This window comes from Paenibacillus sp. Z6-24, from assembly GCF_054161335.1.
The window spans coordinates 3538834-3551607 of record NZ_CP096398.1; the positions used below are offsets into that span (position 1 = coordinate 3538834).

Annotated in this window: 9 protein-coding genes; 1 reads left to right on the top strand and 8 read right to left on the bottom strand. The window is 49.0% G+C overall.

Annotation, left to right across the window (positions count from 1 at the left end):
- Window positions 1–40: 40 nt before the first annotated feature.
- The 6 genes from M1D61_RS15350 to M1D61_RS15375 all read right to left on the bottom strand — a co-directional run bounded on the left by M1D61_RS15350 (window position 41) and on the right by M1D61_RS15375 (window position 8372).
- Complete coding sequence (locus M1D61_RS15350; RefSeq protein ID WP_458119536.1) at window positions 41–1468, bottom strand: hypothetical protein; 1428 nt, start codon at window positions 1466–1468, stop codon at window positions 41–43.
- Window positions 1469–1599: 131 nt separating this feature from the next.
- Window positions 1600–2730, bottom strand: coding sequence for a BtrH N-terminal domain-containing protein (locus M1D61_RS15355; RefSeq protein ID WP_458119537.1), 1131 nt, complete (start codon window positions 2728–2730; stop codon window positions 1600–1602).
- Between the two features lie 19 nt (window positions 2731–2749).
- Complete coding sequence (locus M1D61_RS15360) at window positions 2750–3952, bottom strand: radical SAM protein (RefSeq protein ID WP_458119538.1); 1203 nt, start codon at window positions 3950–3952, stop codon at window positions 2750–2752.
- 227 nt (window positions 3953–4179) lie between these two features.
- On the bottom strand, window positions 4180–4464 hold the full coding sequence (locus tag M1D61_RS15365) for an acyl carrier protein (RefSeq protein WP_046215677.1): 285 nt from the start codon (window positions 4462–4464) through the stop codon (window positions 4180–4182).
- A 439-nt stretch (window positions 4465–4903) separates the two neighbouring features.
- On the bottom strand, window positions 4904–6436 hold the full coding sequence (locus M1D61_RS15370; RefSeq protein WP_458119539.1) for a methyl-accepting chemotaxis protein: 1533 nt from the start codon (window positions 6434–6436) through the stop codon (window positions 4904–4906).
- 505 nt (window positions 6437–6941) lie between these two features.
- A complete protein-coding gene (locus M1D61_RS15375) occupies window positions 6942–8372 on the bottom strand; it encodes an amidase (protein WP_458119541.1) in 1431 nt (476 codons plus the stop codon).
- Between the two features lie 263 nt (window positions 8373–8635).
- Here M1D61_RS15375 and M1D61_RS15380 point away from each other — a divergent pair, with 263 nt between their 5' ends.
- Window positions 8636–9079 (top strand): GNAT family N-acetyltransferase, encoded by a 444-nt coding sequence (locus M1D61_RS15380; RefSeq protein WP_458119543.1) that lies wholly within the window; start codon window positions 8636–8638, stop codon window positions 9077–9079.
- 101 nt (window positions 9080–9180) lie between these two features.
- Here M1D61_RS15380 and M1D61_RS15385 read toward each other — a convergent pair whose 3' ends face one another.
- The gene (locus M1D61_RS15385) at window positions 9181–10701 is read right to left on the bottom strand and encodes a glycoside hydrolase family 32 protein (RefSeq protein WP_458122523.1); all 1521 of its coding nucleotides are present in this window, start codon (window positions 10699–10701) and stop codon (window positions 9181–9183) included.
- Between the two features lie 265 nt (window positions 10702–10966).
- A complete protein-coding gene (locus M1D61_RS15390) occupies window positions 10967–12478 on the bottom strand; it encodes a glycoside hydrolase family 68 protein (protein ID WP_458119544.1) in 1512 nt (503 codons plus the stop codon).
- Between the last annotated feature and the right edge of the window lie 296 nt (window positions 12479–12774).

A 12774-nucleotide genomic window follows, 5' to 3' on the forward strand; every position in this document is an offset into this window, starting at 1 on the left:
TTTATATCGGAAGCACCGCAGTACTCGTACTGCCGGCGATCTAATTCAGAATCTGCAGACCTTTCTCGGTCAGCAGCTGTTCCAGATCATGCAGCAGCTGCTGCTTGGTGTCCTGCTGAGCGGTGACGACAGACAGATAGAGACGGCCTTTGTGCTTTTTGCCATCAGGTTCCGGTGGCTGGTTGACCGATAGAGCGGCCGAGGTCAGCGGCAGGATGCCCTGTCCCTTTTCCGGGTAGAACAGCAGATGACTGCGCTGCAGCTCGTCCAGCAGCTGCTCATGGGACAATGATCCGTCATGAGAGACGGTGTAGTTGGTCATATTGCCCTGCAGTCCATGCTGGCGCAAATACTGGTCGACACTATTTTTGATCAGACTCATGGACTTGCGGGCATTGATCTCTACCATCGGCTCGAGAGAGCCATCCTGCAGCAGCATGGAGTCGATACATACATGTCCGTAGTAGCCGTCCTGATACAGTTCCCGGCTGATCTGTTCCATCGTCTCAAAGTACTGATGCCGTTCCAGCAGATCCATAAAATCCGCATCCGGCGACAGCGATTCCCGGTAGGCAAACTGTGAATTGGCCAGCCACTGCACCGACAGAATCTCGATATCCCCCTGCTCGGTAATATGAAACTGGCAGGAGAAATCGCGCTCCTTCGCCAGATAGCGCTCCAGTACAAACTCCACATTACGCCCCTTGCCTTCCTGCTTGCGGATGCTGCCTGCGATACGTGCCAGCATTGCCGGAGACTCGATATGAATATTGCCTTTGCCCGATACGCCATAATTGTCCTTGATCATAAAGGTACCCTGTTCCAGCAGCTCCCGTCCGACTGCTTCCAGCTGATCGGTACTCGTCACGTAAATGCCCGGATTCGCCAGACCGAGCCGCTGTTTGACTTCGGCGGAATAGCGTTTGGTATTGACTTTACGGACAATTTCCAGCGGCGGATGCTGGCTGTCAATGCCAAACCGGCGGCTGGCTTCCCGGATATACGGCACCCAGGCAAATGGTGAGAGTTGTGCGTCATTCAGCGGCAGCTGATCTGCCAGTTCACTGCCATGTTCGTAGAGCAGCTGGAAGACCGATACCGGGTGGGATATCTCCCTGGCACTTTGCTGCGGACGGATCGTCTGCGCAGCACCCGCAGCGGCAGCAATCGGCGTACGTATTACCGTCTCATCAGGCTGCAGATTCGTCGTATTGCTCTGAAAATCAAAGCCAAGCCGGCGTGTATAATCACGCTGGGCCGAGTCCATTGCATAACGGGTCAACAGCAGATCTCCCAGCTTGCAAAAGCTGAAGAGCAGCTCATCCATCGCTGTGACAATTTTCTCCGCTTCCCTGTCGGGCAGCGCCGGCAAAATTGCCAGATTATGCTCCCGCCAGTGCAGCTCCGCTTCGAAGGTGCCCATATGCAGTACAGGTGATCCCGAGGCAGCTGATCTCTGTTCCGGCATCCTTATCCCTTCCTTTCCGGTCACTTGGAATAGACAGCCTGCTTCCGGCCACCGGTGACGCTGAATGCGGCAGAAGGTGTAATTACGGGAGCAGGCTGTATGAATAACATGATAATGATATTGGACAGTAATCAGACGGTAACGCTGAATGCGGCCTGCTGCAGCCTGGAAAGATGCAGAGCGATCCGGTCCATCAGCTCCGTACTGCGCTGAATATAGGCGGCCATCCGGTGCGAACTGTTTTGCAGACCCATTTTGTACAATTGCAGCAGATGACGCTTGGTATCCTGATTGAGTGCAGTAATCTCCTGTTGCAGCAGTGGTCCTTGATCGCCCAGCAGATGCTGATATTTGCCGATAAATTGATCCGTATAGCGCATCATATGACTCAGACTCTCGATTCGCAGGTGATAATAGATCGTATCACAGGCTTCGGTAAACGCTTCACCCTGCAGCAAAGCGACCTCTTCCATATCCACAATCAGTCTCCGGTAGGCAGCGATTCCCCATGCTCCCTGCGATCCATCATTCTGACCGTTCAGGAATTCCGCCAGATGAGCCGCACAGATCGATAGAATCTGCTGCTCCTCCATCGTTATTTTTTTTTCATTACTCATATAGGCATATTCGACGGTACCTTCCAGCAATTTCGACAGACTCGTCGAACCGCTGTAGCCCAGTACCGCGCCGGATGAATCGAGCAGGAAATGATCACCTACATAAGCGAGATTCTCCTGTGGATGCAGTCCATACAGCTGCACCATATGCGTTTTGCCCGGATTATCGGTATACAGCGGGTTATAGACCAGATTCTCGGTCTTCACATGCAGCAGCACGGTATTGCCAAGGCTTAATACACGGTGCCATTCCTGCAGGATATCCGCCTGATCCTGCTGCGCCGACTCCGTATTGATACAGATCAGTTCAATCCCGGTATGCGAGATCCATTCCGTCAGCATTTCACGGATCGGACGCAGACCGAAGGTATGAATATCCCCTTTATAGCGAAAGGAAATGCCGTTACTGAGAAAATATATATCCGTCTCGTCCATATGGATATTACGCTGTTTGAGCATCGCCTGTTTGGCGCCATAATAACAGTGATTGATTACAAAATGATCATCTGCTCGTGTCAGTATGCCGGCTGTAGTCGCTGCTCCTGCCTCAGACGGTTCGGAGCCGAGCATCAGCTTCAGATGCTCCGGCTGCATATTATGCACTTCGCTGAGCAGGGGCAGAATCGTTTTATCACTTACGCTCATGTTCTTGCCTCCTGTCCGGTCAGATATAATTGAGCGACTGCAAGGCACCCGCACCATGAAGGTAGAGCACACTGCATTTGGAGCAGGCCGGCGTCAGACCGCCTTCGTTGATCGTTTTGCGGATCTGTTCATATTCTTCGGAATCCCATATTTCCTTGAGGCTCTTCTCCTTGAGATTGCCGGCGGTAAATTCGGCGAAAAATTTGCAAGGCATCACGCTGCCATCCGGAATAATATCGGTCCGGGAAGTAAGCGCCAGACAGTTGTTGGAACAACGACTGGTCATCTCTTCACCATGGATAAACTTGTCGATCTCATCATAATCCAGTCCGGGCTGGTAGCGAACACGGATTTTCCAGACGCGTTCATTGATCTGATGCAGATCATCCATCAGCGCTTCCATTTTGTCCGGATTGATTTTGTATTTAAACGCATGCCAGCTGCTGATATGACGTTCATCGAGCTGACGCAGCCAGCTGAAGTTCTCGGCAAAGTAATGATCCATTTTGACAGACGTTTCGCGGGAAATGTACCAAGGGAAGCAAAGCATCACGAGATCCAGCTTTTTCGATTCAAAAAATTCCAGCAGCTCTGCCATACGGCCGATCATATTATCGTTGATTACGGCGTGGACCGAGATACGGCCTTTGTAGATGCCCTGGTCGCGCAGTTCCACCAGCTGGTCGATTTCCTTCATCGTCTTCTGGAACGTTCCCTTGCCGCGGATCAAATCATGCTCCCGCTCGAATCCTTCGACCGCAATCAGCAGTTCCAGATTCTCGGACAGATCGAGAATCTGATCCAGATGCTTGCTGATGAGCAAACCGTTGGTACAGATGGTCATTTCACGCCGATCATTTTGTATATGTCCGAGAATCTCGCTGAATTGGCGGTGGAACATCGGCTCCCCGCCCCATAAGTAAAGGCGTGATTTGACACTTTTCGTATCATCGAGCAGCTGCTTGAAAATCGCCGGATCAAGATCCATATTCTGCTCGGCTTTCTCCATATTGTGATGGTAGCCATCTTCATTCCACTGGAAACAGTGCGTACATCGAAGGTTGCAGCGGTTGGTCAGCTTGATGCCGAGTGACTGGGGAATAGGCATCTTGTAGGTAGGGTCCTTGGCCTTGTTACGGTAGGATACGGCAGCATTACGAACGGTTCGCTTGATTAGCTTAAAGGCTTCGCGGTCAATCGTCACTTCACTTCTTGGTTGCACGGAAAACACCTCTTCCACGGGATTCGTTGTTACCAGGTGCCAGATGCCAAGAGACAGTTTTATTCTTCTTTAACGTACACAGGTCAAATTCTACAGAAGATAGCGTATACAAAATAAATTTCGGACGCTCGTCTTGAATTCGGACATTCGCCTTAAAGTAATAGCGGTTTAACTTTTGCTTATGATATCAGCTGTTGCTGTATCCCCATCCCTACAGCTATGTAGGGTTACGCTTCCATCGGATGGACCGTTTCATCCGACTGGGCCTTATTTACAAAATCACAGAACATGGCGATGGAACCGAGATGGTCCATATCAAATTCTTCAAAATCAATTTCGACATCAAAATTCTCTTCTACACGCAAGATGAAATGGATAAGCTGGAGAGAGTCGAGACCGGCATCATGAATAATATCGGAATCGCTGTTGAGACGGGTCAGACAGGCAGGATCTTCCTTTACTTCGCTGATCATGGCAATGATTTGCTCTACAGAAACACCGGATTGCTGCATGCTAATTCCTCCTTTGGATTGGTTGACCATACGGCAGAGAATCAGTTCAGACAAGCGTTCTACTTTGGCAAAACCATCATATCGAGGAACCATCATATGTAAATAATAACCATATAATGGTATTGAGTGGATGTATATTCATCTTCATCCATGATTGATATTTAGTCAATCCTCCAGTTAAGAAACTGGACAAAAGGCCCAAAATTGGAAAATAAAATTCCAAAAAAGTAAAAGGCAAAAATCATCTGGAAATCCAATGATCTTTGCCTTTTTATGAGAGATTTGTGCTTCTGTTATTTCTTCACTTTGCAGATAGAGATCCAAAATTCATCTAAATCTGTCGAATATTTTCCTTTTTCCATACTTCTCTGTTTTACAAGATGGCAGATATGCGTAAGAGACTGGTGATTATAAGAATGGATACCCAATCCGTCGGCAATTATTCTTCGTCTGCCACAATCGTCATATGCTGTTCCATCTGTACCGTTCTTTCCAGTGAAGCATTGAGCGCATCAATCAGGCGCTGCAGCTCACTGAAGCTGCTCGCAATCGTGGTGACACGTCCGGTTTGCTGCTCCAGGCTGGACGAAATCTGTCTTGCCGCTGCACTGGACTGCTCGGTCACAGCCGAGATTGTACCCATTTCCATCACGGAATGGCGGGTAGCTTCGATCAGTTCCTTGATCGATGAGCCGATATCCACGGAACGTCTGGAGACCACAATAGTCTCATCGAGAATGCTGCTGAACAGCTTCTCGGTCTGTTCGGCAGCTACACGAATGCTGCCGATGGCGTCTTTGCCCTGGCCGATACCGCCGGATACAATCTCGGTCTGCTGATGAATCCGGGTTAGAATATCGGTAATGTCTACAGTCGCCTGCTGCGAGTCACTCGCCAGCTTGCGAATCTCTTCGGCGACCACAGCGAATCCTCTGCCATGTTCACCGGCGCGGGCGGCTTCGATACCAGCGTTAAAGGACAGCATATTGGTCTGTCTGGCGATATTCTCAATCGATTGCAGTACATTGGAGATCTCTTCCGCATACGTCCGCAGTGTGCCCATTGCACTGTACGTGTTGTCGATCACGCTGCCGACTTCAGCTACACTGCCGCGCAGATTCTCCACCTGATCACTACCGGTACGGGTCAGGGAAGCCGCACGTTCCGCCAGCTCGGTCATATCTCCAGCTGTCTGCCCAATCCGGTCAATAAAGCTCTCCGACTGCTGAATGGAGGTGTTGATCTCTCCAATGCTGCCTGCCTGAGACTCGATACCGCTGGCAATCTCGCCAAATCCGGACGTCAGCTCGCGGCCGATCCGATCCGTATCTTGCACATTGCGCTGCAGCTGGGTACCAAATGCGGTCAACTTCTCGGCAGACTGCTCGATCTCCTGCAGCAGCTCATCGAGTTGACCACGCTGTTCTTCCAGATGGTTGGTCATTTTCTCCCCGACGATGCAGATCGATACCACTACTGCACCCACCATGAGAGTAACAGCGAACATAACAACCAGATCCATCGGCAAAGAAGAACTGATAAACGGATTAAAAATGACATGAATAATCTCGATTACAATCGCATAAATAATGCTCAATATACTCGTCTTGCGATCCAGATACAGCAGAGATAGCGCAATATAGATATAGATCGCTGCCCAGCCTACTTCCGATGGAATAACCCATAGAATACTGAAAATAACAATAAATGAAAAACCGGAAATCCAATATTTCCCAACTGATAAATGATGAAGTTTCCGATACAGCAATACAAGCGTCGGACACATTACGGCAACAATCGCCAGCAAGCCGACCAGAATGCCTAATGACGCCAGTCCGGTCACGTAGATGCCGATAAAGATCGGAACACACGATATTAAAATACCGAGTAATGTATACAAAAGGAGCTTGGATGCCAGCTTCTCATAGGGATCAGCATGGATTTTTGCGGTTGTGTCTGTGGATGAATTCATAGTGCCTCCTTGATATCTATTCTTTTGAAATTTAGCTAAATAACTATATTACTTTTTCGGCAAAGCCAACAAAAATGGTTATAGCTGCGATAATTTGTATAGTTATGCGCCAATATTAATGAAAATGTAATCAGTCTGTAATGATCGCCAGAGTCTCCCGTCCTAACTAACATATCGGACAGAAGCATAAGAATATTTTGTGTTTATTGGTAAAAATGTATTTAATAATGAAGTTTTTTATAAGCCGATTAATTATTTTCCACCTCTCCCGCTTGCCCATTTCCAGTGTAACTCCCAAAATGAATCCCGGTTTGAATTACAGCACAAAAAAGACTGACCTGCGAAAGGCCAGTCTTTACATAGTGGGATATATAATTGTATGCACTTCATACTAAAATGGCGCCTGTTGCTACAGATTGAATAGGACTGTTATGGAATATCATACTGCCGTAAGTTTGTTATAAATTATGCAGGCCAGCATGCACAATAAAGATCATTTATTCATTTACAAAACAGGACTGCGCCGGGCAGGTACGACCTGCTCAAAACCATAAGCGATGCGCAGCAGTACCGATTCACTGTAGGCGGTACCCATAAAACTGACACCAAATGGCATACCGTCGCGGCGGTAACCGGCAGGCACAATAATACACGGATAGCCAGCCACCGCAGGCGTATCGGTAAATCCCGGACTGAAAATGGCGTCCAGCCGATGTTCGCGCAGCAGTCGGTCGATTCCATTTTCACGGGCATTTTGCAGGTACTGCAGACGGTGCTGGATATACTTGGGTTCGGTCATTCTCCCGGATGTCTCGTATTCCGCGGATAACAGAATCTGCTGTCCGTATTTCAGTGTCTCCCGGTGATGCAGGTGATTGTAATCGATCATTTCCTTGAGCGTACGGATCGGGGCGCCGGGACCCAGTGTCGACAGATAGCGGTTCAGCGCCGACTTGAACTCATACAGCAGCACGGTCGGTTCTTCAGCACTCTCGGGAAGATTCGTATCCTCTATAATGACTGCCCCGGCATGGCGCATCGCTTCAATTGAAGCATCCATAATGGTACGTTCTTCTTCGGTGAGGTCTTTCACATAGAACCGGTTAATCCCGATTCTTGCGCCACGCAGACCCTCCGGGTCCAGACTGGCTGTATAATCTGCCACTTCCGCAGGTGATGTACGGGTCGCCGCATCCTTTTCATCCTGTCCTGCCAGAATCCCGAGCAGGATAGCCGCATCAGTTACTGTACGAGCCATGGGCCCCGCAGTGTCCTGGGTATAGGTAATCGGAATAATACCGGTACGGCTGATCAATCCGAGAGTCGGCTTGATTCCGACCAGACTGTTATTTGCAGACGGACTCATAATCGAGCCAGATGTCTCCGTACCGACAGCAACTGCACACAGATTGGCTGCTACCGCTGCCCCCGAACCCGAACTGGAGCCGCCTACATCAAGCTGACCCGGACCGTAGGGATTCAATGTTTGTCCTCCACGTGAGCTGTAACCGTTCTTCATATTGATCGCCATAAAGTTGGCCATCTCGGTCAGATTGGTCTTTCCGAGAATAACCGCTCCGGCGGCGCGCAGCTTTTTCACCAGAAAAGCATCTTCCGGTGCAAAGGAATCCGACAATGCCAGCGAGCCGGCGGTTGTATGCATATGGTCTCCCGTATTGATATTATCCTTGATTAGAACCGGGATTCCGTGCAGTTCACTGCGTACCTGTCCCTGCGCCCGTTCCCGATCCATCTGCATCGCAATATAGATTGCATCCGGATTTAACTCGATCACGGAGCGCAGCATGGGCCCGTCCTGATCAATCTCCGCTATGCGCTGCATATACCATTCTGTCAGCGATACGGAAGTCTGTTCTCCCCATTCCATCGCCTGCTGCAGCTGGCGAATCGTCGCTTCCCGAAGCATAATTTCCATCGTCTCACACCTTCCTGTATTCATCAATCGACTGAACTGCGTATGTATCACTATACTCAATATAAGCCAAAACAAGCAAAAAAAGAATCCGCATTTTGAACGGTAGGGACCATTGGGAATCGCTTCCTGATCCAGGCCCTTTGCTGTTCTTCGGTTTGGATATGCGTGTACAGGTTAGAAATTGTGCGTACCGGTTAGATATAATGGTAACATTGAATATGAATCATCATTTTATTTTAAATGAACAAGGACAGGTGAATACGATGCCCGATATACAAATCAAGCAGGTAGAAAATGAATATGAGCTGGACCACTGCCTGTTTATCCGTAAAATGGTATTTGTAAATGAACAGGGTGTACCGCTGGCAGACGAATACGATGAATGGGATAACTACCATGCGGGGATTCCGCATATTATTGCCTATGACGGAGAGCAGCCGGTAGGCACTGCCCGCCTGCGCGAGGTGGATGGCATTGCCAAGCTCGAGCGGATCTGCATCATCGATACCCACCGCAAATACGGCATCGGTCAAAAGCTCGTCCGCGAGCTGGAAAGTATCGCTTTGAGCCACGGATTAACCCGAGCCAAGCTACATGGACAGACCCAGGCACGCGGATTCTATGAACGACTCGGGTACATAGCCGATTCAGAGGAATTTATGGAAGACGGTATTCCTCATCTGCGTATGGTCAGAGAACTGAAATAGCAGGCTGGCGATTGGACTGTACAATTCTTACCGGCAGATAAAACAGTAAAAAGGATGACCCTTACCATGTATTCACTGGTGTGGGCCATCCTTTTCCATTATTACTTATCAAAATGACGAATTACTACATTTTCGAACATCGCCCTGCCACCATCTGCGAACAGGGTAATTCCCTGATCATCTTTGTTCGGGAAAATAAGGCTGGAGTAGGCGACCGTGCCATCATCCACAAATACTTCGATACTGTTCTTGTCGACGAGCACTTTCAGATGGACTTTTTTCTTGTCGGTATTGAACGGTGCTCTGCTCTCCAGACTTGTACCGTTCGTATCCGGGTGGCCGGTGTACGTTCTGTTAACGTACGTATAGGCACCTTCCACAAATACCCCTACATCGACATGACGACTCTTGTCTCCGGACTCCCGCAGACGCAGGCCTGCATTCTTCAACTGGGACCAGGAGATGTCTGCATCCAGCTGATACGAAGCTCCGCTGGCATTCAGCGTGTGGGAACCTTCAACCTCCATCCGCTGAAACGTCTGGGTAGAGGCAGGCAGCTGGCTGATCGCCCCGATCGGCTGGGAGGACAGATCATACGACTGACCGTTGAAACGAAGCCGTATTTTGCGGACGATCGAATCCATGCCGTTGAATCCTTCTTTCAGGGTAGGCGTATTATTGGCATAATCCCAGTTGTTCATCCAACCAAGTGCATAACGCTGCTCATACGGATTGGAAGCACCGGCGATATCAAAGGTCACTGCCGCATACCAGTCAAACCCATGATCCAGCCATTTCGGCTCCTGCCGGTCGGCAATAAATTTCTTGCCGTTAAAACTTCCGGTCCAGTAGGCATACGTATTCGGATTCCCTGCTCCGCGGCCATTGGCGCTGGCACCGAGTACCCATTTGTATGCTCCGTTCGCAGCCTGCATCCGGTACAGATCAGGGCATTCGAGCGTACCGACATTTTCAGTGAGGAATCCGCTCGTATACTTCCACTTCTTCAGATTGGTGGACGTGTAAAAACCGATTTTATCGCCTTCTGCCATCAGCATAACCCAATGCCTCGACTCGGAATCCCAGATGATCTTCGGATCGCGGAAGTCGGCGTTGCCGGGGTTCGCGAGAACCGGCTTTTTGCTGTAGGAGGTAAATGTCCTGCCTCCGTTTTTGCTGTACCACAGATACTGTTCCTGTGCTCCGCCATTGGCAGACGGCTGGGTCAGAATCGCGATAAATGCATTTTTGCCAAAGCCGGCTGTGTTATGGGTGTCCACTACGACAGAGCCTGACCATGGATCACCATTTTTATTCGTATATTTGGGAATAGCTACCCCTTGATCTTTCCAGTGGATCAGATCGGTAGAGGTTGCATGGCGCCACTCGGTGCCATTGCCATTCGGATAGTCTTTGTTATAGAGATAATAGTAATGATATTTTCCCTTGAAATAAACGGGACGCTGCGGATCATTCTTCCATTTGTCCGGAACGGTAAAATGATAATTGGCCCGCTGATTCGTCAGCTGTGTAGTACCGGGCGGATTGTCCTGTCTGCTGCCTGCGGCACGGTTTTGTGTGAAATAATAGAGTAACGCACCTACTATAATGAGCCCAACCATACCGAGAATGACCAGTGTTCGGTGACGTCTGGATGTTGATCTGCTGTTGTTCAAATCGGCACCTCCTTGTGTTGGTTATCTTCCCCCTGTTGTTCCGTAATATGCTGGCTAACTTGCTTCCAACAAAATGAATAAAGGAAAAGAAAATGCCGCTCCTACCCGGACATTTTCTTTTCCTATCTAACTTTGTTTGCTGACTTTTCTACCTTACTTCTCTGCCTTACTTTACAACCTTATTATTCTGTCAGGTTATGAAATCCATATCCTATTTGGATGTGATCTGACCCTGTTCCAGAGTACTGTTTGGCATTACTTTGGTGCGGCTGCCGTTGATCATCACTTCAAAGCTTGGTGCAAACGTAGAATGATGATCGGCATAGAATCCTCTGTTGGTCATGTAGCTGGTAATCACTACTTTGTTGCCTTTGACCTGTGGAATCGCAAAGTGGGCATAGTTCCACGTAATATCACGCTTGTTCAGATCCTGGTGCAGTACCAGTCCGCTGCCGTTGAGCGGCTTGTAAGGACCATCGATGGAGTCCGCTACATAACCGAGCATGTAGATGTCTTCGTCATCCACGCCATCGACGAACATTTTGGCACCGCGTGTATCGGTGAACAGGTACCATTTGCCTTTCATTTTGAAAATGTTGGCACGTTCGATCTCATCGGTAACCGTGTTGGACGCGATGAGCGGCTTCATAACTTTTTTGAGGGAATAATCGTCATTCAGCTCGATGATGCCAAGAGCACCGTTCGCGATTGTAATATAGTTGCGGTCCGGGCTGTTCAGGAGCTTCTCCCGTTCGCTTTCAAAGAATTTGTCATCTCCGCCATAGTAGGCTTTGTTGGACAGCATGGATTGGCCCTGGTAGCCAGTCTCGGAGCCGGTATTGGCTTCAAACACCAGATATTTATGACCGTTATCTTCTACATAGTGCGGATCTCTGAGAGTATGGTTATCGGAGTAATCTCCTGCACGGAATGCCTGATCCACGGTTTGATACATTTTGCCGTCGCCATCAAAGATCGATTTGAAATCTTCGACGCCATTTACCTGCAGCGTTCCATTGGAAGGTTCGGATACATTAACCTGAGCGGTGGTCAGGGTCTGCTTACCGAAGAATCCTTTGTCCACATCCCATGGCTGACGGTTTGTGTAGAACAGACGGACTTTGCCTTCCTTGGTCAGTGTCGCCGAACCAGACCATTCTTCGGACTGGTTATTCAGGATCGGGTCATTCGGTACCATTTTGTCGTTATCCTTGAAGACACGGCCTGCATTTTTCCAGGCATCCAGGGATTGGTCGCCTGCTTTTTTGTAGAACAGGTAAATAAAGGTGTCGGAAGATACTTTCGGATCGCCCGCCAGTCCGAAGACCACTTCATAACCGTTATAGTTGGCTACCGTACCGTCCGCATTTTGCAGCGGCCAGGTGTCCCATACGTCCAGATCAATCGTATTGCCATTTGCATCCTTACCTTTGGCGGAAGGGATATTGCGAATCTTGGTAACGTCAAAGCCAGGTACCTCAAATTGGGCTTGACCTTGCTGGCTGGCGATTTTCAGTGCATCAAAGCGTGTAAGGTGAGTGAAGCCGTACGTATCTTCAAATACAGGGGATGCCGGTTCGATCACAGGTGTCGACGGAGCCGGCTGTACGCCTCCATTGTAATCCTGTTCTGACCCGCTCGCAAAAGCGGATGTTCCCCCTGTAAGCATGGCGGCTGCGATCGTAGCGGCAGCTGCTTTTCTGGAAAAATTCTTGATTTTCATGTTCCTTCTCCCTTTCTGAATTCGAGAATATGGCTGCGTCGGCGCACAAAAAAGACCTAAAAATCCCTATAAGGAACGGACGGCGATTGCCGCACGGATTCCTCACGGAGTTTTTAGGTCTTGCCTGCTTTACCAGTAACACACCCGGATATGCTGTTGCTGACATTTATTCTATAGGGCAGATCATTGGAACACTATAGACTGAATTAACCAATTTACAAACCGACACAAAAGGGTATTTCTGTAAATTTTCATTGTTTTCTGTGATTTTTGGTCTTATTTTCACTGTTTCAAAG